Annotated in this window: 16 protein-coding genes, 1 tRNA gene and 5 pseudogenes; 5 read left to right on the top strand and 17 right to left on the bottom strand. The window is 33.0% G+C overall.

Features of this window, described 5'->3' with window-relative positions; genetic code table 11:
* Positions 1-7 precede the first annotated feature (7 nt).
* The 8 genes from H1A07_RS03925 to H1A07_RS03890 form a co-directional block, all read right to left on the bottom strand.
* On the bottom strand, positions 8-1,024 hold the full coding sequence (locus H1A07_RS03925) for an asparaginase (protein WP_057718455.1): 1,017 nt from the start codon (positions 1,022-1,024) through the stop codon (positions 8-10).
* 97 nt (positions 1,025-1,121) lie between these two features.
* A complete protein-coding gene (locus tag H1A07_RS03920; RefSeq protein ID WP_094499009.1) occupies positions 1,122-2,504 on the bottom strand; it encodes a threonine/serine exporter family protein in 1,383 nt (460 codons plus the stop codon).
* Between the two features lie 108 nt (positions 2,505-2,612).
* A complete protein-coding gene (locus tag H1A07_RS03915; RefSeq protein ID WP_210145400.1) occupies positions 2,613-3,539 on the bottom strand; it encodes an L-lactate dehydrogenase in 927 nt (308 codons plus the stop codon).
* 78 nt (positions 3,540-3,617) lie between these two features.
* Positions 3,618-4,991: a flavocytochrome c gene (locus H1A07_RS03910; protein ID WP_210145399.1), complete on the bottom strand. Its 1,374-nt coding sequence runs from the start codon at positions 4,989-4,991 to the stop codon at positions 3,618-3,620.
* A 14-nt stretch (positions 4,992-5,005) separates the two neighbouring features.
* Positions 5,006-6,412: a class II fumarate hydratase gene (locus H1A07_RS03905; RefSeq protein WP_210145398.1), complete on the bottom strand. Its 1,407-nt coding sequence runs from the start codon at positions 6,410-6,412 to the stop codon at positions 5,006-5,008.
* A 139-nt stretch (positions 6,413-6,551) separates the two neighbouring features.
* Complete coding sequence (locus H1A07_RS03900) at positions 6,552-7,253, bottom strand: methionine ABC transporter permease (protein ID WP_057718446.1); 702 nt, start codon at positions 7,251-7,253, stop codon at positions 6,552-6,554.
* A complete protein-coding gene (locus H1A07_RS03895; protein ID WP_057718445.1) occupies positions 7,246-8,295 on the bottom strand; it encodes a methionine ABC transporter ATP-binding protein in 1,050 nt (349 codons plus the stop codon). The genes H1A07_RS03900 and H1A07_RS03895 overlap by 8 nt, the downstream gene beginning before the upstream one ends.
* A gap of 17 nt (positions 8,296-8,312) precedes the next feature.
* Positions 8,313-9,167, bottom strand: a complete 855-nt coding sequence (locus tag H1A07_RS03890) for a MetQ/NlpA family ABC transporter substrate-binding protein (RefSeq protein WP_094496669.1) — start codon at positions 9,165-9,167, stop codon at positions 8,313-8,315.
* 421 nt (positions 9,168-9,588) lie between these two features.
* On the opposite strand from H1A07_RS03890, the pseudogene H1A07_RS03885 reads away from it, so the two are divergent.
* From H1A07_RS03885 to H1A07_RS03875, 3 genes and pseudogenes are all read left to right on the top strand, one after another.
* Positions 9,589-10,228 (top strand): annotated as a pseudogene (locus H1A07_RS03885) (cell envelope integrity TolA family protein).
* A gap of 13 nt (positions 10,229-10,241) precedes the next feature.
* Positions 10,242-11,071, top strand: a pseudogene (locus H1A07_RS03880) (DNA/RNA non-specific endonuclease).
* Positions 11,072-11,299: 228 nt separating this feature from the next.
* The gene (locus H1A07_RS03875; protein WP_077410342.1) at positions 11,300-11,689 is read left to right on the top strand and encodes a helix-turn-helix domain-containing protein; all 390 of its coding nucleotides are present in this window, start codon (positions 11,300-11,302) and stop codon (positions 11,687-11,689) included.
* A gap of 108 nt (positions 11,690-11,797) precedes the next feature.
* Here the strand turns inward: H1A07_RS03875 and H1A07_RS03870 are convergent, their stop codons facing one another.
* From H1A07_RS03870 to H1A07_RS03855, 4 genes and pseudogenes are all read right to left on the bottom strand, one after another.
* A complete protein-coding gene (locus tag H1A07_RS03870; protein ID WP_057718443.1) occupies positions 11,798-13,420 on the bottom strand; it encodes an ABC-F family ATP-binding cassette domain-containing protein in 1,623 nt (540 codons plus the stop codon).
* Between the two features lie 67 nt (positions 13,421-13,487).
* Positions 13,488-13,727, bottom strand: a pseudogene (locus H1A07_RS03865) (hypothetical protein).
* 154 nt (positions 13,728-13,881) lie between these two features.
* Positions 13,882-15,168 carry a phosphopyruvate hydratase gene (gene eno / locus H1A07_RS03860; RefSeq protein WP_057718442.1) on the bottom strand — a complete coding sequence of 429 codons (1,287 nt, stop codon included), beginning with the start codon at positions 15,166-15,168 and terminating at the stop codon, positions 13,882-13,884.
* A 176-nt stretch (positions 15,169-15,344) separates the two neighbouring features.
* Positions 15,345-15,929, bottom strand: coding sequence for a phosphatase PAP2 family protein (locus H1A07_RS03855; RefSeq protein WP_210145397.1), 585 nt, complete (start codon positions 15,927-15,929; stop codon positions 15,345-15,347).
* 139 nt (positions 15,930-16,068) lie between these two features.
* Here H1A07_RS03855 and H1A07_RS03850 point away from each other — a divergent pair.
* Positions 16,069-16,156: transfer RNA gene (locus H1A07_RS03850), tRNA-Ser, on the top strand.
* Between the two features lie 285 nt (positions 16,157-16,441).
* On the opposite strand, the gene H1A07_RS03845 is transcribed toward H1A07_RS03850, so the two are convergent.
* Entirely contained in the window at positions 16,442-17,290 is an 849-nt protein-coding gene (locus H1A07_RS03845; RefSeq protein WP_153939060.1) for a LysR family transcriptional regulator, read from the bottom strand.
* 121 nt (positions 17,291-17,411) lie between these two features.
* On the opposite strand from H1A07_RS03845, the gene H1A07_RS03840 reads away from it, so the two are divergent.
* Positions 17,412-19,679: an HAD-IC family P-type ATPase gene (locus H1A07_RS03840; protein ID WP_210145396.1), complete on the top strand. Its 2,268-nt coding sequence runs from the start codon at positions 17,412-17,414 to the stop codon at positions 19,677-19,679.
* Positions 19,680-19,815: 136 nt separating this feature from the next.
* Here the strand turns inward: H1A07_RS03840 and H1A07_RS03835 are convergent.
* The 4 genes and pseudogenes from H1A07_RS03835 to H1A07_RS03820 all read right to left on the bottom strand — a co-directional run.
* Positions 19,816-19,914 (bottom strand): annotated as a pseudogene (locus tag H1A07_RS03835) (dihydroorotate dehydrogenase catalytic subunit); the annotation flags it as partial.
* A 255-nt stretch (positions 19,915-20,169) separates the two neighbouring features.
* On the bottom strand, positions 20,170-21,762 hold the full coding sequence (locus H1A07_RS03830) for an ATP-binding cassette domain-containing protein (protein ID WP_210145395.1): 1,593 nt from the start codon (positions 21,760-21,762) through the stop codon (positions 20,170-20,172).
* A 130-nt stretch (positions 21,763-21,892) separates the two neighbouring features.
* Entirely contained in the window at positions 21,893-22,603 is a 711-nt protein-coding gene (locus H1A07_RS03825) for a ThiF family adenylyltransferase (protein WP_210145394.1), read from the bottom strand.
* 573 nt (positions 22,604-23,176) lie between these two features.
* Positions 23,177-24,567: pseudogene (locus tag H1A07_RS03820) on the bottom strand (IS3 family transposase).
* Positions 24,568-24,613: the final 46 nt, after the last annotated feature.

Genomic DNA, 24,613 nt, shown 5'->3' with positions numbered 1-24,613 from the left:
TTAAAAATTAATCTACATGTAAGTTATCATCTTTTTCAATAGTGACCTCGCCAGCAACATCAGTATTAAAAAATTCAGAAATTTCATGAACATTCCAGCCTTGCCCAAGACCCCACATTAACTTGGTAATTGCACTTTCTGAAGTCATATCTCGAGCACTAATTGCACCTTCAAGTAATGCTTCTCGGCCAACTTCATACTTAGTAAGATCACTGCGTTCATACAAACATTGACTAGTAGCAATAATTGGAATACCTTTTCGAATTAATTTTCCAACAGCTGCTACCATATTTCTTCTAATATAATTCATACCGCCTAGACCATAAGCTTCAATTACAATTCCCTGACAGCCACTATCAACCATCGCAAACAACAAATTAGGATCAAAACCCGGGAAAAGTTTAACTAAAGAAACATGTGGATTAATCTCGGTATTTAAAACAGTTTCTCCAGTATTTTTAGGTAAGTTTTGTTCAGAAAAAACTAACCCATCAGATGTTACTCGCGCAACTGGAGGTACATTTACACTTTCAAATGCATCAAAGTTAATAGTTCTGACTTTAACGCTTCTACATCCAAGCATTACTTTTTGATTAAAAGCTAAGTAAATATTTGGATGACAACTAGCTGCTGCTGCAAAAGCCAATTTTAAATTATCTGGTGCATCACTTAAGACAACATTAATTGGCACCTGACTTCCAGTTAAAACAACAGGAATATTAATATTTTGCAGCATAAAAGCTAACATTGAAGCAGTGTAAGACATAGTGTCCGTTCCATGCGAAACTACGATTCCATCATATTTATTTCGATTTTCATAAATTTTTTCTGCAATCAGTTTCCATTCCTCTGGTTGAATATTTGAAGAATCTAACTGTAAAATATCTTCGACCGTAATATCATACGGTAACTCACCCAACATATTAATTAATTGTTCTCCAGATTCCTTAGGAACTAAACCTGCATCTGACATAACAGAAGCAATTGTGCCTCCAGTAGAAAGCAATAAAATTTTCTTTTGCATAATCGTCACTCATTCTTTATTTTCTATTCTATTGTTCTATTAATTATACGAAAAAAGTTGCCATAGTTTAAATTCTATGACAACTTTTTGTGAAATTTTATCCTGCATGACGCCAATCTTTGTCCATTAAAATACGTGCTGCAATAAGTCCCAATGGTAAGCAAATGACAATCATTAAAGCTTGTACCATCCATAGTGCACCTGCATTTAATGAGGTTAATCCTAAGTTAAACATTGCTCGATACATATAAAGTCCCGGAACCATGATAACTATTGAAGGAACAGTAATTGCAATTCTTGGAAAACCAATTTTACGTCTAATAATTGATGCTAACATCCCAGCAACAAAAGCTCCAATAAACGCAGCAACTGCTGGTGGAACGTTTGACCAATCCACTAAACTTAAACGTAAAGTATTGGCTATGGCTCCAGAAATGCCAGCAATAGTTGCCATTGAGATTTTAGAGTTAAACATAATTGAGAAGCCGAATACACCGCAAAAGCTAGCTAGTAATCTTAATAAAGTCAAAACTACTGGGGTTAATCCTAATTTTTCAAAATTCTGTGGATGTAAGTTTAAAAGCAAAGCCATTACCCAGCCAACTGCAGTTGCGACCACAATAATCATTATTGCGTAAGCCATTCGTTCAAGTCCCGACCGCATATCAAGTTTAGAAATATCTAGTCCAGAGGTAATAAATGGAAAACCAGGAATCACGAACAACATTGCACCAATATATCCATCTAAATGATGTAAACTTACTGGATAAAATAATCTAATTAAATAGAAACTAGCTACATATACAAGACACGCAATAGCAACTGACACTGTAATATTAGCCAATATAGTAAGATGTCGATCGGCCATTTTTCGGCGAACGTAGTTACCACAAGCAGCTCCTAAAAAAGCACAAATAACTTCAAAAATCCCCCCACCAAGTAAAAAAATAAATCCGCCACATGCAAGTCCAGCTGCTAAACCAACTTGCCAAGGTTCATATTGTGACTTCATAGTAGAAATTTCTTCTAAACGATTATGAATTTGACCAATTGTCCAGTTTCCATCATCTTTTTTAAACTGATTAACAAAATTTTCCATTCGATCTAGCTTATTTGTATTAACTCCTGTTGATGGCAAACTCAAGGCCTGAGTATAACTTTTACCATCTGCATCAACACACGTATATTCAATTGAAACTAGTCCAATATCAGTACTACAAGTCATATCTAGACACCGAGCAATTGTATTCATAGCCGATCTTACTCGCCAAGCTCCGGTCCCATAAGACAATAGCATCATTCCAATATGACCTACAATTACTGAGCGTTCAGCTAAAGTAGCATTTTTAGCTGGCGTAATATTATCACTAGTAAAAAATTCTTGCCAGCGAATTCGCATATGATGATGATGTGATAAAGTATGCTGGTGGTGTAGTTGATTTACACGTTCATTTTGAATTTCTTTATTTTTCACTTTCATAGTCCCCAAACTTCGATTAATATCATACCTTTAAAATTTTATCACAGAAAAAACGTCTTGCACTCTTAACTTAAGTACGAGACGTTTTAATTTTATTAAAAATATTGACTATAATTCGATTCTATCAACAACTTCTTTCATCTTCGTTGCTGAATAAGTCATTTTCTTCTCTTCATCATCGGACAAATAAAGTTCAATTACATCACTAATTCCATTAGCAGTAATTACAGCTGGACTTCCTAAGTAAAGATCATGGATACCATACTCACCATTCATTGGGGCTGAAAGTGGTAAAACTTGAGCCTTATTCTCTAAAATCGATTTACAAATTTGGGTTAAGCACATTGCAACACCGTAGAAAGTTGCACCTTTATTAGCAATAATCTTTCCACCCTTTTTACGGACATCAGTTTCCAAATCTACTAAAGTCTGCTCATCTAATTCTTTATATGAACGAAGCGGTTTATGATCAATAATCGCTTCATCAAAGTTTTCAAAAGAAGTATCCCCGTGTTCACCTAGAACATAAGCATCAATGTGGTCTACATTAACTCCCGTCTTATGTGATAAAGCAACACGCAAACGTGCAGTATCAAGAGATGTTCCTGTTCCAATAACTTTATTCTTAGGAAAACCAGTTAACTTTTGAGTCAAAGTAGTCAAAATATCTACTGGATTAGCAGAAACAACAAAGATGCCATTAAAACCAGATTTAACAATTGGCTTTACAATTGACTTCAAGATTTTAACATTAGTGTTTACTAAATCTAGTCTCGTCATTCCGGGCTTCCTTGCAGCACCTGCAGTAATTACAGCAATATCTGCATCTTTAGCGTCGCTATAGTCGCCACTCTTAACAGTACATTGGCCAACAAATGGTGCGAGATCTTCTAGATCTAAAGCATCCCCTTCAGTGATTTTCTTAACTACATCACAAATTACTAGTTCATCAATTTTAACGTTTTGCAATAAGTCATTTGCAAAAGTTGAACCTACACGGCCGTCACCAACTAAAAATACTTTTCTACGACTCATTTTTATATACTCCTTTAAAATGAAAACTTAACTTCTACAATTTAAGTGTACACAAGCTGCCTTTCTATTGAAAACGCCTTATTTAATTAAATTTGCCATTGCTTTTCCTGCTTCACGGCCAAAAATAATTGTTTCAGCAATAGAATTACCACCAATTCTATTGTTTCCGTGTAATCCTCCACTAACTTCACCAGCAGCATATAAACCATGAATAAAATTACCATTCGTGTCATATACTCTTGTATCTGGAGCAATATGAATGCCGCCCATTGTATAGTGAATAGCTGGAGCAATGTGAATAGCATAATATGGTGCATGATCTAAGCTAGCCATCCCAGTACTACGGTTAAACTCTGTATCATCATGCTTTTCAACAGCTTGATTCCACGTATTGAGAGTTTGTTCAAGAGTAGCCACGGGTACATTGATACTTTCAGCTAGCTCTTCAATAGTACTTCCATGAATCACTAGATGAATTGAATCATAAAATTCAATCGCTTTTACTCGATCTCTTACTCCTTGATCAAAAATCAAAAACGCAGAATGTTCAGGTGTATTAGTTATCGCATTTGATACAACTTTTCTAGTATTTAACTCATTAACAAATCTTTTACCTTGATGATCAACCAGAATGGCTCCTTCCCCGCGGACTGCTTCTCCAATTAAATAAGCATGGTCCGTATCTTGTTGAACAGTTGGGTGAACCTGAACTAATTCTAACTGTTCTAATTGAGCTCCTACCTTATCAGCTAATTTTAAGCCATCTCCAGTCGCACCAGCTTGATTAGTTGTCTTATAATCACGCAAATCTGGCCGATATTTAGCAATTAAATCCTTTGAAGCTCCAAAACCACCCGTAGCAAGTAAAACAGCTTTTGCATTTACTTTAAGATCATTATTAATTTCTACACCGTTAATTTTTTTATCTGCATCTTGCAACAATTCAGTAACTTTAGCACCAGTAAAAATTGGAATATTTTTCTCATCAGCAATTTTAAGTAAGTTATTAACTAAAAATGCCCCAATTGGTGCCATTGATGATGGTCGGTGCGTACGCTTCTTAGACATTCCACCAGTAATAGTTAAATCATCTACTTTAATACCCAGATCTTCAAGCCAAGCAATTGCTAAAGGCGCATGTTCTACAAAATAATGAAGCATTTCACGGTCATTCATATAGCCGCCACCCTTTAATGTTTCATCGTAAAATTTTTGCATACTGTCATTTACACCTAAACGAGCTTGAACAATACTTTCAGCGGCATTCATTCCTGAGCTTGCACGCATAGTATTGCCACCTAGGAAATTATTTTTTTCAAGAATTGCAACATTTAGGCCATATTGTTGTGCTTGGATAGCAGCAGCTAATCCTGTACCACCACTACCTACAATAATTGCATCGTAATCTTTTTTTAGGTTATCTAATGTTTGCGTTGGAAATTTATATGCCATTGTTTATCCCTCTTTTAATCATCAATTGGCTCAGTATTCATTGCATTCGTCATGGTAATTGGCTTCATCCACTTATCATATTGCTCTTTAGTTACTAATCCACTCTTTAAAGCTGCTGTACGCAAAGTTGTATTATTTTTAGCAGCAGTTTGAGCAATTGTAGCTGCTTCATGGTAACCAATATGTGGTGAAAGTGCAGTAACTGTCATCAAAGAATCAGTCACATCTTTAGCCATTCTTTCTTTATTGACAGTCATACCATGAATCATCTTGTCAGCAAATCCAGAAATAGTTCCTGATAAAACATTTGCGGACTCTAAAAAGGCAGCAATGATAACAGGTTTAAAGACATTCATTTCCAAATTACCTTGGGATGCAGCCATAGTGATTGTAGTGTCATTACCAAAAACTCTTACACATGCCATTGTAACTGCTTCGGCTTGAGTTGGGTTAACCTTACCTGGCATGATAGAAGAGCCAGGCTCATTTGCTGGTAAGTTAAGTTCACCTAAACCAGCTCTTGGACCAGAACCTAAAAAACGAATATCTTGAGCAATCTTGAACATGTCAGCTGCTAAAGCTTTTAAAGCCCCATGAACTACGTTTAAACCGGAGTGATTTGCCAAGCCAAAGAATTTATTTGTCTTAACATCAAATTGATGACCATATTTCCTTGATAAGCGTTCAGCAATATCTTCAGCCATCCCAGGAGCAGCATTAAGACCTGTACCAACTGCAGTTCCTCCAATTGGTAATTCATATAAAGTTTTTTCTAATTCATTAATGTAAGATAAATCATGATTAAGAGCAGAAATGTAACCAGATATCTCTTGACCAAAAGTTAATGGTACCGCATCTTCTAAATGTGTTCTTCCCACTTTAACTGTCGTCCAGTACTCATCTTGCTTAACTTTTAATTCCTTAATTAAGTGTTTAATAGATGGCTTTAAATCATCTAAAGCTTGAGTTGCAACTAAATTCATTGCAGTTGGAAATGTATCATTTGAAGATTGCCCCATATTTACATCATCATTGGGCAATATATTTAAGCCAGGATGGTTTTTATTAGCTAAATTAGCCACCACCTCATTTACGTTCATATTAGTTTGAGTACCGGAACCTGTTTGATATACATGAAGTGGAAAATAAGGTTGCAATTCATCATTATTTAAATCAAGTAATTGATGAATTGCTTCGATAATTGCTCGCCCTTTTTCTTCTGTTTCAGTTCCAGCCTCAATATTAGCTTGAGCTGCTGCAAGTTTTATCTGAAGAAGTGCTCGAACAATTCCAATTGGCATTAATGCACCTGTATGGAAGTTATCTTTACTTCTTTGAGTTTGCGGCCCCCATAATGCCTTCTCAGGAATCTCTACTGGACCTAATGTATCACTTTCAACACGATAACCTTTTTTTACCATAATTTTTTATCCTCCGTTTTCATTATCTTAATTATAAGCTAAATTTTAATGAAAGGGCATACAAAAAGCGGAGAATATAATTCTTCGCTAATATCATGTATTAAAATTATACTAAAAATAGTTTTACAATGCTATACGCTTAGCGCTCTTGGTGATTTAACTTCTTGGCCACCAAGTCTCCGACAACTTGTACAATAAGCACTAATAAAAGTACTAATAAAGTTGCTACTAAAGTAACATCATTATTAAACCTGTTATATCCATAAGAAATAGCTGTGTTTCCAAGTCCACCAGCTCCAACAGCACCGGCCATTGCTGTTAATCCAATCAAGCTAATTAAGGTTACTGTTGAAACTCTAGCCAACTCTGATCTACTTTCTCTTAAATAAACATCAAAAATAATATCTTTTGTAGAAGCACCCAAAGCTTCGGCTGCTTCAACCTTTCCATTATCAACACTTTCAAGAGCAACTTGAACTTGGCGTGCAAAAAATGGAAAAACTCCTAAGGTTAGTGGCACTAAGGCTGCTTTCATTCCAATTTGAGTACCTACAATCTTCTGAGTAACAGGAGCAACAAAGGCTAACAAAATAATAAATGGAACTGCTCTAAAAATTGATACTAATTTATCAACTATCCAATAAACTACTTTATTCGCTAAAATTCCTTTAGGCTTAGTCAAAACTAGTAATAAACCAAATATTAAACCTAGAACTCCTCCAAAAATAGCTGACCAAAAAGTCATAAATAAAGTTTGAAAAATAGCTGTTCCCCAACCAGCATCTCCACCCCATCCAAGGGCTACAACATTAGGAAAGTTTTTAGTAAAAAAACTAATCATTAGTCAGCACTCCTTTATCTAATTTAGTTACCACTACATTCTTACTTTTCAAGAATTTAATTGCTTCTTCTTGTTTTTGTTTGTCTAAATTCAATAAGATAGCTAGTGTTCCAATTGGTTCACCACTCAATACTTCCACGTTTCCATATAGAATACTTGCTTTTGTATTTAAAGCAACGTCTAAGTCAGCCACAACTGATTTAGTAACATCATTAATGCTATAAACCAATTGATAGAGTTCCGCATTATCGGCCAACTTATCAAAATTGTAGGTATTCAAAATATGTTGTGCTTGTAAAGCGCCACCCACAAATTGTCGAGTTAATTGCTTTTGCGGATGTAAAAATACTTCTCGTAAGTCCCCTTTTTCAATTATTTTTCCCGTTTCCATTACAGCAATCTTATTTGCTACTCGCTTTACTGCATCCATTTCGTGAGTAATCAATACAATTGTTAAACCTAATTTTTTATTTAAATCATATAATAAGTCTAATATTTGATTAGTCGTTTTTGGATCAAGTGCACTTGTTGCCTCATCAGAAATTAAAATATCAGGATCATTAGCTAATGCACGTGCAATTGCAACACGCTGCTGCTGTCCACCAGACAATTGAACTGGATAAAAATTAGCCTTATCTTTCAAGCCGACTAATTCTAATAAGTGGAGTGACTTTTCCTCAAGCTCTTTATCAGATAAATGTGTATGTTGTAATGCAAAAGCAACATTTTCAATGACTGTTTCTTCGTTTAAAAGATTAAAATTCTGAAAAATCATTCCAATTTTTCTTCTTTTTTCCTGAAGCTGCTTTTTACTAACTTGTAATTTATTATCTTTAAACAAAACTGTTCCATTAACTTCAACTGAACCAGCAGAAGGATATTGCAATAAGTTAATGGTTCTTACTAGAGTTGATTTTCCTGCACCGGAGAAACCAATTACTCCATAAATATCACCCTTATTTATTTCTAAACTTACTTCATTAACTGCTTTATTCTGTCCAAATTGAACTGTAATATTTTTTAAATCAATTTGCGCTGTCATTAGAATCTCTCCCTATCTTATTTCAGCTTTAGTCCCCAAGCTGCGATTTCAGTCTTACCGTAAAGTTTATCAGACAACTTCTTAGTCTTCTCTGTTTGATATGCCTTAACTAATTCTTTGTACACCCTATTATTCTTGTCTTTCTTATTAGCAACAATAATATTAATCCATTGTTCTGAATCCTTGTTTAAAGGTTCAATATAAATTGTTTGTTTGTCCCCTAATTTAGCTGGAACTGCATATGTATTATTAACGATACTTGCATCAACGTCATCAATTACTCTTGCTGTCTGTTCAGCACTAACTTCTTTAATTTTCAATCCTTTAGGATTTGAAGTTATATCAGCAACTGTTGCCAGCTTAACTCCTTTTCTTAATTTGATTAAACCTGCATTCTTTAATACATATAAAGCTCTTGATTCGTTAGAAGCATCATTAGGAACAGCAATTGTAGCTCCTTGTGGTAAGTCTTTAATATCTTTATATTTCTTTGAATACAATCTAATTGGAGCGATATAAGTATTACCAATTGCGACTAATGAACCATGATTTGCCTTGTTCCAAGCATTCAAGAAAGTGTAATGTTGAAAAGCATTTAAATCAATATCTCCATTTTGAAGTGCCTTATTAGGTTGATTGTAGTCAGTAAAGTTCTTAATTTTAATTTTTATTCCATAATCTTCTTTAGCAGTCTCTGCTACACTCTTCCAAATTTCAGCATCTTGTTTTGTTTGACCAACTACTCCCACCACTACTTCTTTTTGATCTTTTGTAGTATTACTTGTTGGTCCAAAGCTAAACCATCCTGCAATTACAATTAAAATTGCAACTACTGACCAAATTATCCGATTTCTAATTCTCTTCTTATGCATTGTGCTTTCCTCCTAAAACAAAAAAGCACTCATTCCCAAAAGGACGAGTGCTCGCGTTACCACCTTTAATTTGTCATTTATTCACATAAATGACCTTAGTAAGTAGCTCTTAAACTTAATTAAGAATTACCTTGCGTTGTTAACGATCGCAACTCCGTTGATAGCTTACTATTAAAATTCGCTATCACCATTTTAATTTCTAGTCCATCTTCAATTAGACGCTCTATCTACTTACACCATGCGTAGACTCTCTAAAAGAACATTACTAATTTACTCAACCAGCAAAATGTTTAAATTAATTGTTAAAAGTATATTATAATTTTAATCAATTTTCGTCAAGCATTTTTTTAATTTTTTATTTTATTATCGAAATCATTATATTATCCTAACAAATGAGGATATTAAGAATGTAGAAAGTAAGATGAAAAATATAGTTGTCAAAATAATTATGTGGATCCTCTTTTGGTTCTACCTAATTCCATATTATCTTGTTAAAAAAGTTTTATTCAAAAAAGCTGCTCATCCGATTCTTTGGGCCAACTGTGTCACAATTGGATTATTCTTCGTATTAGGATTGTTTACCTCTCCTAGTTCGCATAATACAAGCCAACAGTCTACTCAAAAAACTACTTTAACTAAAAGTAAAAAAGTAGCCCACAAAACTATTACTAAGACAATTACAAAAAAAGTAGGAACGAAGGAACTTAATAAAGAAAAAGCTAGAGCTAAAGTTCTTACGCAGGAAGAAAAAACAAGAAGCTGAACGGGAAAGAAAGGCTACTGAAGCTCAATCTCAAAAAGAAGCTGCTGCTAAAAAGAAAGAAATTCAAGAAGCACAGAAAAAAGCTAAGCAAAATCAAGAAACAAACAATAATAGCTCATCTAGTCAAAGTCAAGGTAATCTATATACTGCAAATCAGGGTACAATTGTAGGAAATCGCAATTCAATGATCTACCACGTTTCCGGACAAGCAGGCTACAACATGCATTCAGCCAATGCAGTCTATTTTAATAGTGAGCAAGATGTAATTAATGCTGGTTATAGAAAGGCGAAAAAATAATGATAAATAAAAAATTACTCAATTTTTAGCCGCTGCCCTCTTGTTTTCGCTAGAAGCTGGTCAAACATATACCTCTCAGACAAGTTCAGCTAGTGCTATTAAAATTATAAAAAATACAAGTATGACTATAGTGATCAAAAAGAAGCTAGTCGCTTAAAAAATAAAAATCAAAAAATTGAAAAGAAAATTAGTTTTTTAGATAAAAGGAAAGCTGATCTTCAAAACCAATTAAAAAACTATACTAACCCCAATGCCGTCGAATCACTAAGCAAACAAAAATTAGCTACTCTTAACTACGACGGTAAAAGCATCGTTAATGTTGATAATAATCCAGATTTTTCAAAATCAGACTTAGATACAAGCCATGGGGCTTGGCAAAAATATGGTGACTTTGATTCCCAAAATCTTGTAACAGCAGCTAATGCGCTTTTAAATAAATCATTAATGCCTAAAACAAAACGTGAGGCTCTTCATGTTAATCCAACTGGCTGGCATAATAAAAAAATCAATCATTATTGGCTTTTCAATCACTCTCACTTAATTGGTTATCAATTAACTGTCCAAAATAATGGGAAAAACCTAATGACTAGAACTAGACATTTAAATGATCCAGACATGCTGATATATGAAAATGAAGTTGCAACTTATCTAAAATCTTCACCAAATAATTACGTTTGCTACCGTGTGACAACAATTTTTAGAAATAATGAATTACTTGCTTGGAGAGTCGAAATGGAGGGACAATCTGTCAATTCCAATGATGTTCATTTCCATGTTTATATTTTTAATGTTCAAGATGGAGTAGATTTAAACTACTCTAATGGCAGCAGCAAAGTTTCTTAAGTTTTAATAAAATAACTATCGTAGAAAATTAATATTTGTTATACTTCTTTTTGCTCCTCTCAAATTTCCTAAGTTCAAACCTATATATTACTTTACAATACCTATTTAATTAATGTTAGCCCCCGTAGTTTAGGTGTATGAATATACTAAATGAAGGAAGATAATATTATAAATTCTTCATTTAATTACAGTTTAACTTTATTCTAAAAAGCGCAGGCAGAAATCTGTGTGAAAGGAATTGTGATTGAAGTGATAGACAACTTAGGAGCTGCGATCAAAAAAAGACGCAGGAGTTTGAGAATGACTCAAGAGGACCTTGCGGAATTCAGTAGTCTATCAGTAAATTTCATCTCTAAAATTGAAAGAACAGGTAACCAAAATATCAGTATTCAAAAATTAGATGCGATTGCAAAAGCACTACAAACATCCGTAATTACTTTAATTGATGAATCCTCAAAAACTCCTAAATCACAGACATTTGTAAATAAGTTAAGTAATGACCGTGTTTTTCTTGACAAACTTACAAATGATATGAAAAAACTTCCTGTCGCTCAGGAAGAAGCTTTAGCCAAGAGTTTTATTACTATAATTAATACTTTTGCTAAAGAAGATAAATAAAAAACTTTGACATTTAGAATTACAATTTTGTGTCCTATTTGTCAAAGTTTTTTTCTTTTATTTAAGAGTAAAATAAAAAGGAATTTACAAATCCCTCTTTATATAATATTAGTAAATCTTTTCAACTTGATCTTGAATATTTGAATTATTTAAAAATTCATCATAACTAGTCTCTGCACGACTGACAATTCCCTTAGATCCTACTTCAATAATATGATCTGCAATAGTTTGAATAAATTCATGATCATGAGAAGTAAATAGGATTGATCCTTGATAGTCTTTTAACGCATCATTAAGAGATGTAATTGACTCTAAATCCAAGTGGTTAGTCGGATCATCCATTACCAATACATTAGCTGGCTCAAGCATCATTCTTGAAAGCTGACAACGAACCTTCTCACCACCAGAAAGAACTTTTATCTTTTTATCAATTTCATCGCCTGAGAAGAGCATCCTACCTAAGAAGCCTCTTAGGAAAGTATTATCGTCCTGTTCTTTTGTCGCATATTGACGAAGCCAATCTAAAATTGTTAATTCATCATTGTTAAAATTAGCATTTAAATCACGAGACATATAATTGAATGCTGTTGTTTGACCCCAAGTCACAGTACCCGTCTCTGGCTTGATTTTTCCAGCAATAATATCCATTAAAGCGGTTGTAGCTAAAGTATTACGTGATAAAAAGGCAACTTTATCTCCGGGACGGACAATAAACGAAACATGGTCTAAAATCTTTTCACCATCAATACTGTAAGAAACATCTTCAACTTTTAAAAGATCATTTCCTAAATCACGATGCATTTCAAATTTTACATAAGGGTATTTACGTGATGAAGGTTTAATATCATCAAGCGTAATCTTCTCTAATTGCTTCTTTCTTGAAGTAGCTTGCTTTGATTTGGAGGCATTTGCTGAAAAGCGGGCAATAAATTCTTGTAATTCTTTAATTTTTTCCTCTTTCTTAGCATTTTGATTTGCTGCTAATTCAGAAGCTAACTTACTTGATTCATACCAGAAATCATAATTTCCCATATAAAGTTGGATTTTACCATAGTCAACGTCACACATTTGTGTACATACTTGATTCAAAAAGTGACGATCGTGAGAAACAACAATAACAATATTTGGATAGTCAGCCAAAAAATCTTCTAACCAATTTACAGTATGCACATCCAAACCATTAGTTGGCTCGTCAAGCAAAAGAATATCAGGATTGCCAAATAAAGCTTGAGCTAATAGCACCTTAACTTTTTCAGCTTCAGGAAGCTCACTCATCTTACTCTGATGCATATCTTCTGGAATACCTAGTGATTGCAATAATTTTGAAGCATCGGCTTCTGCATTCCAACCATCTAGTTCCGCAAACTTAGATTCAAGTTCAGCAGCTTTAACACCGTCTTCATCACTAAAATCAGGTTTAGAATAAAGTTCATCCTTTTCTTTCATTACTTGATAAAGTTCTTTATGTCCCTGAATTACTGTATCTAAAACAGTAAAATCTTCAAAAGCAAAGTGATCCTGATTTAAACTGGACATTCTTTCATTGGCATCAATGGATATATTTCCAGTAGTCGGTTCAATTTTACCCTCTAATAGTTTTAAAAAAGTAGATTTCCCGGCGCCATTGGCTCCGATTACTCCATAACAATTACCGGGAGTGAATTTTAAGTTAACATCTTCGTATAATGTACGACCAGATAAATTTAAACTCAAATCTGAGACAGTAATCAAATTATTTTCCCCTCTTACATCTAATTTTTAGTTATAACACATTATAGAAAGTCACTTTATGAAAAATCTAATGCAAACTGGTAATGAATGTAGCTAATCCAAATAAAATACCTGGAAAGTTAGCTACAAACAATGGCCAATCCTTTTTCTCTCTTAATAAAGCATATAGAACCCCAAAAAGGCAGTTTATAGCAGCTACAAGTGGTTAAATGGGATTACCATAATTTTCTTGTAAATTATTCATAATTTGCGGAATATAGGAAACATACATTAACACAGATAATATTGATCCAATTCGTCCAATCATGAGTACAGTCTTATTATCAAAAGATCTAATTTTCTTTTTCAACTAATCTTCCTTTCTATCTATGATATCTAGTTTACTTACTTTTTATAGTTATCTCAAGCACAAAAAAAGAGATTGATTAAAAATCAACCTCTTTTTTAAAATATTAACTTAATTAGTCTAAGTCAACGTTGTCTGGGAAGAATGCTAAACGTTCACCCTTACCAAGTTCTTCTTCGATTTCAAGTAAACGGTTGTACTTTTCAACACGTTCTGAACGAGCTGGAGCACCAGTCTTCAATTGACCACCGTTAACAGCAACTGCGAAGTCAGCGATGAAAGTATCACCAGTTTCACCTGAACGGTGAGAAATCATAGTGTTGTAACCATTCTTACGTGAAAGACGAATAGTTTCAAGAGTTTCAGTAACAGTACCGATTTGGTTCAACTTAATTAATGAAGCGTTACCAGCACCTTCGTGAATAGCTTTGTTCAAAAGCTTAGGATTAGTACAAATGAAGTCGTCAAGAACGATTTGGATACGGTCCTTGTGGCTTTCAGTAAACTTAACCATACCTTCAACATCGTTTTCATCGTATGGATCTTCCATAGAAATTAATTCTGGGAATTCGTCAAGTAACTTGTCGTAGTAGTCTGCCAATTCTTCGTCAGTAAGAACTTTACCTTCAAGGTGGTACTTGCCATCTTCTTTGTTGTAGAAGTATGAAGCAGCACAGTCACATGCAATAGCAATATCTTCACCTGGCTTGTAACCAGCCTTGATGATTGATTCATGTAATGCCTTCAAAGCTTCTTCTGAGTTCTTCATGTTAGGAGCGAAACCACCTTCGTCACCTAAACCAGTTTCGTAACCCATGTCTTCAAGAACTTTCTTCAAAGTGTGGTATACGTTAACGATCTTTTCAAAACCATCACGGAATGAAGTCTTAGCAACTGGAGTAATCATGAATTCTTGAATATCAATACCGTTGTCTGCGTGTTCCCCACCGTTAATAACGTTGTGGAAAGTTTGAGGCATTTCAAGGTCAGTACCACCAAGGTAACGGTATAATGGTTGGTGATTATCCTTAGCCGCTGCAGCAGCAGTGGCCATAGATACACCTAAGATAGCGTTAGCACCTAGACGACCTTTGTTTGGAGTGCCGTCTAAAGCAATCATAGTAGCATCGATGTTTGGTTGATCATGTGGATCTAATCCCTTTAAAGCGTCGTTAATTTCAGTGTTAACGTTGTTAACAGCGTTCATAACACCTTTACCACCAAGACGTGAACCACCATCACGTAATTCAACAGCTTCGTTTTCACCAGTTGAAGCACCTGATGGAACTTCAGCCTTACCTACAACACCGTTTGAAAGAGTAACGAAAACTTCAACAGTTGGGTTACCACGTGAATCAAAGATTTCAAGTGCATGTACATTCTCAATAACTGATTTGAGCATTAAAAAAATCCTCCTTAAATTTGTGGCGAAAAATACAAACTAACCGAATTGGCATTTAGCCAGTGTTTTTCGTCGCTTTTAGGCATAGCCCTTTTGACTACAGATTTATTTTAAAGCAACTTTGTGAGGATGTAAACTAAAGAAAGCAATTATTTTTTACAAAAAAGATTGACTTATTAAAAAGCCAATCCTAAAAGCTGTTGTGCAATTGTAAAACAAAATAGAGCCAAACTTGTAGCACCTAAAACGTCTGATGGGTAGTGCGCTCTCATGTTTAAGCGAGAAATTACTACTAGTCCCCAAGCAATTATTAGCGTAACTAATAGCCAAATTCCCATTACATGACCAAAAATTTGCCAAAGCATAAGTGACATAATTGTCGCACTTAAAACATGTCCACTAGGAAAACTATATCCATCTCGATAAGTTTTCATTGATAGAGGTCTTCTTCTTTTAACTGAATGTTTCAAGAAAATCCCTACTGCATCAGTTACTGCTAACGTCCCCAAAGCCCAAATAGCAAGCCAAGGGTGTTTTAACATAACTAAAAGTCCTGCTAATATAAAATCCCAAACTACTATTACTTTAGGTTCATTCAAGATAGTAATAATCTTCCAGATCTTACCTTCTCTATTTCTAACAAGTTTATGGTGTAATAAATGGTCATAAAAATTAAATAAGCGAGAATTTCTAATGTTAAATATTAAACCCAGCAAAATTATCGCCGAAATCATTAATTGAATTAAACAATGCAATTTCACTTTTATCTAACCTCAATCAAATGTGCTAATGATCATTGTAACAGCAAATAAATAAAACACATACGTTTTTAAATTTTATTTAAATATTTTTTGTATTTACCATTTATTCCTAAATTGTTATAATTAAATCGTTGTATTTGGAGAGTTGGCAGAGTGGTAATGCACCGGACTCGAAATCCGGCGAACCGGCTTATACCGGCGCGCAGGTTCAAATCCTGTACTCTCCTTAAAATTGAAATAGAATTTTTAATCGTAAGCAAAAGCTTACGATTTTTTTATTATCCGCAATTCTAAAATTAATCTTTAAAAAGTCATTATTATTTCACACTTTTCTTGTATCTTAAAAATATACCGATTGATACAACGAAAGGACTCATATTATGGCAAGGATCATTATTTACAAGCCCCGCAAAGTTAAGTTGATGCGTCAGGCTATTGAACGTTACTTAAATCATAAAATTTCTAAAAATAACTAATTTATGTGGCTAATCTGTAAGGTTAGCCTTTTTTAATTAAAACATTTCAATTATTTTATCCATTAATGGTGTTACTTGCCTATCTTTACGCCACACCAAATTTAAGTGAGTAATCCAATGTTCATGTTTAATTGGAATAATTTTACTTTTACCATAAGTATGCGCAATTGATTCTGGAACTAGTGCCACTCCCAATCCTTCATCTGCCCAATGAATTGCAGTTCTAGCATCATCACATATTACAGCATAAAAAGGCCTTATCCCTTGATGACGAAAACTTCTATTAAATATTTCTTGAAAACGACGATATAAAATTAATGGTTTATTCTCTAATTGACTAAGATGATCAATTTCATTTTCCTGTAAAAAATCATTATTTGCTACCGCAACCATATGTTCTTGATAAAAATCTTTAGAATTCAATCCTTCTAAATTAAAAGGTGTTCTAACAATTCCTAAATCTAAAATTCCATCCTGCAATTGTTCTACAATCCCAAAAGTATTAGCTTCATGTATTTCAAAAGATACACTTGGGTAATAATTTATTAGTTGTTTAAACTGCTTATTAGGTACAACTCCCCCACATGATGAAATAACTCCAATTCTAATTTTTCCTAATTCGCCTTCTTTAATTTGATGAATTTGACTTGTGACTGCCAAGCTAAGATTAACAATCTTCTCAGCATACTTTTGAAAAATTTTTCCTTCTTCTGTTAATTCTATTCCATGTGCATTTCGGACAAAAAGCTGGGTTCCAACCTCCTTTTCCAGTTGTTTTAGTTGATAACTTAACGGCGGTTGAGCAATGTATAACTTTTTAGCTGCAGAAGTAATCTGCCTTTCTTCAGCAACTACTAAAAAATACTTTAATTGTTTAATATTCATTATCATTCATCTTCTAAATTATCTATATTTTTAATATCTTCTATCTTAATTTGATATTTTCTTAATAACAAGAACTGCGCTAAAATATTTTAGGAAATTAGATAAATATCGGAGGATTATTATGGAAAATAAAAAACTGCAAGGACTAACCCAATCCCAAGCAGAAGAGCGTCTGAAAAAAGATGGTCTAAATGAAGTTCCAGAACCTGAATTTAACTTTTTTAAAGAATTCATGTCTAAATTGTGGAACTTATCAGCTTGGATTTTAGAAGCAGCCCTTTTACTAGAATGCATTTTAGGAAAATGGATACAATCTTTATTTGTGCTATTAATGCTTTTGTTTGCTGCGTTTAATGGTGCAACTCAAAAGAAAAAATCACGTCGCGTTTTAAATACCATTTCGCATGAATTAACTCCTTCTGTTTCAGTAAAAAGAGATGGAAAATGGCAACAAATAAATTCAAAATTTCTGGCTGTTGGTGATCTAATAAGCTTAAAGCGTGGAGATGTTTTAGCAGCAGATGTAAAAATTGCTCAAGGTCAAATTACAGTTGATGAAAGTTCCATCACTGGTGAATCAAAAGCAATAAAAAAATCGGTTGGTGATACTGCTTATGCTGGAACTACTGTAGTTGATGGAGATGCCTTAGCCACAGTTGTAGCTACAGGAAGCAATTCACGATCCGGGAAAACAATTAACCTGATCAACAATTCAGCTGCTCCTGGTCACTTACAACAATTATTGACCAGAATTATCTATTATCTTTGCTTACTAGATGGTGTCTTAACCTTAATTCTAGTAATTGCTGCATTAATCCGTGGTCAAAATGTTATTGAAATGTTGCCATTCTTAGCAATGATGTTTATTGCTTCGATTCCTGTCGCAATGCCATCAACTTTTGCTCTATCTAACTCTTTTGAAGCTACCCGTCTAAGTAAGGAAGGAGTGTTAACGTCTGACCTAACCGGGATTCAAGATGCAGCCAATTTGAACTTACTATTGCTTGACAAGACTGGTACTATTACAGAAAATAAAACTTCCGTTTCCCACTGGGATAATTTAAGTAAGTTACCAAACCAAGAAGTTCTTGCGCTAGCTGGAGCAGCAACTGATAAACGTAGTCCCAGCATCATTGATAACGCTATTGATGATTATTTAAAAGAAAAAGGTGTTGCACCTGACACTCCTAAAAAATTTATTCCTTTTACTTCAGATACTGGTTACTCAATGGCTGAAGTTGGAGACTACAATATCAAGTTAGGTTCATTTAAACAATTATCTCTAATCGATAAAAATGCGGAAAAGGAAGCTAAAGGAATTGACTTTACCGCTGGACGATCAGTGGCAGTTTTAATTAATGATAGATTAGCTGGAGTATTCATTCTACGCGATAAAGTAAGATCGGATTCCAAAAAAGCTCTAGAGGAGCTTAAAAGACGTGGCATTAAGCCAATTATGCTTACTGGAGACAACCGCAGAACTGCAGAAGCTGTTGCTAAAGAAGTTGGCTTAACTGGTAAAGTTATCTCAATTCATGATTTTAATAAAAATACAGATGTTAATGATTTAGCAGGAATTGCAGATGTTTTACCAGAAGATAAATTAAATATGGTTAAACTTTTCCAACAAGATGGATATATCGTAGGAATGACTGGAGATGGTGTTAACGACGCGCCTGCTCTAAAACAAGCCGAAGTTGGAATCGCTGTTTCAAATGCAGCTGACGTCGCAAAACGAAGCGGCAAGATGGTACTTTTAGAAGATGGACTAAGTCCAATCGTTAAAATCCTCGATGCTGGTCACCGTGTTTATCAAAGAATGACTACGTGGTCACTTACCAAACTATCTCGTACTGCTGAATTAACTATGTTATTAACTTTTGGTTACCTTTGCTTTAACTATATTCCAATGGCTTTAAACGCAATGGTTATCTATACTATTATGAATAATATGGTAACAATGATGATTGGGACTGATAATACACACATTACCTATAAACCTGAAAGTTGGAATATGCTTAAATTGGCTAAGATTGCCTTTTCACTTGCTGCTGGCTGGACTGCAATTGGTTTTGGCTTTGTTTGGTATTTAGTGTCACGCAATTATGCTCAAGGTACAGTTTCAACAATGGTTTACGTATATCTTGTTTTAAGTGCTATGCTAATTGTACTAATTACTAGAACAAGAAAATTCTTCTGGCAATCAGCTCCATCAAAATCGGTTGCTATTGTACAAGTTATAGATGTCTTGCTTACTTTTGCTTTAGCATTATTAGGTTTAGCAATGACTCAAATTAGTTTTGCAAATCTCGGATTAACTATTATTGTTGCCCTACTTGCAGCAGTTGTAATTGACCTATTCTATCAACCAATTATGAAAAACAAATAATTGAAAAAAGCAGATTACTTAAAAATGAAGTGCCATATAAAAGTTAGACATTTTATAAATTTTTAAATATTTGATAATACACGATTTCTGTATTTGACAGGGGTCGTGTATTTTAGTTTATTAGAACGTCTGATGTATTAGCTAAGCCAACTGAATTTAATATTCCATCTGGTAAAATTGAAATTTGTGGTTGCGGATTTCCTGTTGTTGCATTAGGTGTGGTTGTTTTTAAAATCTTGCTTCTAACGCATTTACATCAAAACTGCTAGTGAAATGCGCAAAGAGGCAATGAATGGCAATATTAAAAATTGTACCATTACTCCAAATCATCGAATTAAGAAATACTGGCAAAAGATAAAGGAAAAGAAGATTGAAGATTAAGAAAGCAAAAAATTCCTCAGCCGAAATTAATCAACTGAGGAGTAAAAGCTTTACGTATTTCTACTGTCTACTTGGCGAGAAATGTATCAAATGGTACAAATCTTGACTTTTATTTTTTAATTTCAATAATTTTATCAGCTTTTTCTCTAAGCTCATCATCCAAATTATGGGTAATGTACAAAATTGTACTTTCTAAATTAAATAGTTTACTTTCAATTTTATGACGAGTAACTTCGTCTAAGCCAGAGGAAAACTCATCTAGAATCAAAATATTCTTTTTATCTAATAATAAGCGTGCTAGTTCTATTCTCTTAGCTTCTCCTCCAGATATTTTTTGAGGATCAATCTTTCTATACAATTCTTCTTCATTAGCCCATTTCCTAAGCTCTACAAATCTTAAAACTTTGAATAAGTCTTCTTTTGGGTATTTCTCTGTGTTAAACAAAGTGAGATTATTGATTAATGTCGTTGAAAATATGTGACCTGATTGAGGTAAGTAACTAACTTGTGAAAAGATACTATTATCTTTAATCTTTTTAATATTGATATTATTGAATAGAATACTTCCCTGATAATCTAATATTTGTTTAGTTAAAAGTTTAAATAGTGTAGTTTTTCCACTTCCACTTGGACCATGGATCACATATTTCTTATCATTGGATATTTCAAGATTTCCGATTTTAACTACACGTTCAGAATTATAAACTACGCTTACATTATCAAATTTAATATTTTTGAAATCAGAAATAGTTTGTATTTCTGGATTATTTTTCTTAACGTTAACAAAACCTGACTCAATTTCCTTGAATAATTTTTTCCCACTAACTATCTGAGAAAACATATCAGAAAAGCTATAAATTGGAAATGAAATATTTGTAACCAATTGTGAAAATGCAACAATTGCTCCTACAGTCATACTTTTATTTAAAATCAAAAAAGATCCTATCAGCCATGTTCCTAAGTACAAGATATTGGAAAAAGTATTATTAAAAACAGTAGATAGATTCATAGCTCTAACTTCATTCTTTTGGTTAGCAAGCAAAGTCTTATTAGCTGACTTTTCTTGCTTTTTCACAAAACTACTTCCACCATTTATTTTCCAGTCTACGAATCCTTTCAAATAATCTGAAATTTTAGAAATATAGGTGTCGGTAGCCTTAACAGTTTTAATAGTTGTTTTTTCAAGAACTTTTCTAAATAACAACGGTAAGAACATATTTGGAATACTTAATATAATAGCTACAAGAGCCATTACAGGATTAATAAAGAACGCAACAATACATGCCGTAATAAACTGAATTAATAAGTAACTTCCCCAAAAAATAGCAGTAAAGTAATTTTGTTCTAACGTATCCATTTGAGAAGTCATTAAAGAAATATACTCTCCACTATCTTTTTTAGTAAAAGAAGAAATTCTCTGAGCAGAGATTCTTTCAAAAATAATATTTCGATATAAGCTAATTGATTTTTTAGCTAAATATTCTGAATTATATTGTTGAAAATAATAAAAAATTGCATTTATGATGATATAACTGATGACAATAAGGACTAAAAAGGAGTAGCTTAAACTTGATTTTTTGGTAGCTACATTCATCATTAATTGTAGAACTAAAGCATTGGATACATTTAAGATAGCTAAAATGACCGATAAAACACTAAACAGTAATATTTGTTTGGGATAGGTTCGAATTACATACTTCATTTAACTACTCCTAAAGTATATTGTTGGCTATCCTCATTTTTTCTAAATCCTTGAAACCAGAGACCATTACTAAAGTTTAGATTTAAATTTTTATTCAATTTTTTCTGTCCTCCATTCTAAAGCTCTAATATCAAAAAACTCGTTCCCGATACTTAAAAGTTTTTTTACCAGCACAATAGTCACTTATTTGTCGTGCTACTATAGATGACTGTGCCTTATTATTTGCATTAGTAAATACTAGTTTCTCTTTATAAATTTCATGTTTATATAAAAAATCATATACATTGTTGGGATAATAGAATTCTGGTAACGAAACAACATTGCTTATGTATCCCACATTAATAATATAGGGGATATTTAATTCGTTCGCGGCAATTTCTGTTAATTTAGCCAATTCTCTTGTAGATGGATAATCTCCAGCTTGAATCACTATATCTATCTTATATTCCTTGCATAAATCAACAATTTTGGCTGAATTATTACACATAATATCGATTGGAATAATCGAAGGGCGCTCACCTCTTTCAAAAAGAACTTCTACTTTCTTTTTATTCAAATCACTTTTCACATAATTCTGTCTATATAAATTATCTTCACTAACAATGTCTGGATCGACCACTACTAAACTTTTTATATTACTTAAATTTTTTAAATCATTAGCAATATGACTCCCTGTAGTTCCTACTCCAATTAAGCATACATTTATTTTTTTATGAGCTTCCACTGTAGAGATTACATCATACTTTTTCAGCATTTGAATTGTAGATAATAAATTATCCTTTTTTATATCAGAAAATTTTGTGATAATTTCTTCTTTACTTCGTGGTTTTTTAAATAGCATGATAAATCTTTTAAAGAATCTTGATAATTTATTTTTATAACTAAACCATTTACATAATTTCTAATTATTAGTTTCTTATCATCAAGTGACTTAAATAAAAAAATACCATCTTGTAATATAAACATCTTTCACCTTAAAAATATTAAAAATACTTCTAAATTAATTAGAATTTTTATTAAAATAAAAATCCTATTAAATCAAGGCGTATTATTACCACGATTTAGTAGGATTTTTTGATTCATGTGCCTTTTTGATAATCCTCAGACTAATTCCAAAGTTGCCAGCTGTTTCCCTTTTGAGGGTAACTTAAAGTTACATCTAAAGTAGTCAAATCAATAACTTCTTCTGTTGATACTTCTTTCATTTAAATCAACACCTAACTTTAAAACGCTAAAAGCATTCTTATTTGAAACTAATAATAATATGCTTTTTTAATCATGTCAACATTTTTAATCTTATATTTTAATATAACTCGCTAAATAATTTGTTTACATGCATTACTTCATAAAAATATTATTAAAAAACCAATATTTATGTGAAGTGCCATACAAAAGTTAGACATTTTATAAATTTTTAAATATTTGATAATACACGATTTCTGTATTTAACAGGGGGCGTGTATTTTAGTTTATTGGAACGTCTGATGTTATTGAACCAGTAGATATATTCTTGAAGTACTTTTTCCATTTCTTCCAATGAACCAATCTTCAAGCGATTTAGTTTTTCTCTTTTCATTAGATTAAATATTGTTTCTCCAGGTGCATTATCATGACAGTTACCTTTGCGTGACATGCTTTGAATAATATTTATCTCTTTTAATCTAGCTTGATAGCCAGGATTTTGATACTGAAATTCTTGATCTGAATGCAGGATAGGATTAGCCTCTTTAGGCAAATGTTTCTCTAACTCATCAAGCATTTTATAAATAGTTTTCATCTCAGGAGAGGGGCTAACTGAACAAGCTAAGATTTCTAAAGATGCTTCATCCACTACTGGAGATATAAACTTTTCTGCCATTAGTTAGCTTATATTCTGTCACATCAGTATGTAGAACATGATAAGGCCTGGTTTCATCAAAGGTTTGGTTAAGAATATTTGGTGCCTTCTTGCCAACATTCCCCTTATAAGAGCTATATTTAGCTGTATTCTTATGATACAGTGTGGTTTTAATGCCAATACCTCGCATTATTTTTCGCACTGTTTCCATCGCAAGCTTAATACCTTCATCTCTTAAAGCAGCCCACATGGACGATAACCATATGTTTCATCAGCTTCACCATAATATATTTCTTTGATCTTTTCCTTAACTTTAGCGTATTTATCAGTCTTGTCAAGACGATTTTTGATATTATCGTAGTAAGTTTTGCGATTTAAATTAAGCAGCTTAAATAAGGTCTTAAGCTTAACTTGAGGTTCTTCAGCCCGAATATCCAGGATTATTTGTGATTTTCGTCTATTGGATAACGTGGATATCGGGCAGCCACTTTTTTAAGATTAAGTTCTCTATACGTAATTTTTCTAATTTAGCTTCTTGTTGTAAGATTTTCTCTTCGTACTTTTCCTTCTCGCTGAGCTCTTTTTTTGATATGCTTCGTCTTTTTAGGTATTTTACGTGGGCATCCTTTCTGATTAAGTTTCAGCCCAGCAATGCCTTCTTCATTAAATTTATGTGTCCAAGAATATACTTGAGAAGAGTTGATATTAAACCTAGCTGCTGCCTCTGTTCGTTCTTGATTATTAGTTAGATAGTAGCGTACCACATCGAGTTTAAATTCAAAAGAATATTCTTTCTTAGTATGCTTAACTCTAAGAGCCTCTAATCCTTGTTTTTGTGCAAATTTAACCCATCTAAAAATTTGATAATTAGGAATATCATATTCTTTTTCTAATCCTAATAATGAATTAACATGATTTAAATATTTAGAAACAACTTCTATTTTTAATTCAGTTGAATATCTGGTCATAAAAAAGTGCCTCACAATCATTAGATTTATGTCTAACAATTATGAG

This window comes from Lactobacillus taiwanensis (assembly GCF_017894345.1).
Lineage (GTDB): Bacteria > Bacillota > Bacilli > Lactobacillales > Lactobacillaceae > Lactobacillus > Lactobacillus taiwanensis.
Note: the sequence above shows the minus strand (reverse complement) of the source record. Positions and strands in the feature narration are given on the sequence as shown.

Coding starts and splice junctions, on each gene's coding strand:
- H1A07_RS03845 (WP_153939060.1), bottom strand. CDS start 17,290: ATGAATATTAAACAATTAAAGTATTTTTTAGTAGTTGCTGAAGAAAGG.
- H1A07_RS03830 (WP_210145395.1), bottom strand. CDS start 21,762: ATGAAGTATGTAATTCGAACCTATCCCAAACAAATATTACTGTTTAGT.
- H1A07_RS03910 (WP_210145399.1), bottom strand. CDS start 4,991: ATGGCATATAAATTTCCAACGCAAACATTAGATAACCTAAAAAAAGAT.
- H1A07_RS03895 (WP_057718445.1), bottom strand. CDS start 8,295: ATGACAGCGCAAATTGATTTAAAAAATATTACAGTTCAATTTGGACAG.
- H1A07_RS03900 (WP_057718446.1), bottom strand. CDS start 7,253: ATGATTAGTTTTTTTACTAAAAACTTTCCTAATGTTGTAGCCCTTGGA.
- H1A07_RS03840 (WP_210145396.1), top strand. CDS start 17,412: ATGGAAAATAAAAAACTGCAAGGACTAACCCAATCCCAAGCAGAAGAG.
- H1A07_RS03915 (WP_210145400.1), bottom strand. CDS start 3,539: ATGAGTCGTAGAAAAGTATTTTTAGTTGGTGACGGCCGTGTAGGTTCA.
- H1A07_RS03920 (WP_094499009.1), bottom strand. CDS start 2,504: ATGAAAGTGAAAAATAAAGAAATTCAAAATGAACGTGTAAATCAACTA.
- H1A07_RS03890 (WP_094496669.1), bottom strand. CDS start 9,167: ATGCATAAGAAGAGAATTAGAAATCGGATAATTTGGTCAGTAGTTGCA.
- H1A07_RS03925 (WP_057718455.1), bottom strand. CDS start 1,024: ATGCAAAAGAAAATTTTATTGCTTTCTACTGGAGGCACAATTGCTTCT.
- H1A07_RS03905 (WP_210145398.1), bottom strand. CDS start 6,412: ATGGTAAAAAAAGGTTATCGTGTTGAAAGTGATACATTAGGTCCAGTA.
- H1A07_RS03825 (WP_210145394.1), bottom strand. CDS start 22,603: ATGCTATTTAAAAAACCACGAAGTAAAGAAGAAATTATCACAAAATTT.
- eno (WP_057718442.1), bottom strand. CDS start 15,168: ATGCTCAAATCAGTTATTGAGAATGTACATGCACTTGAAATCTTTGAT.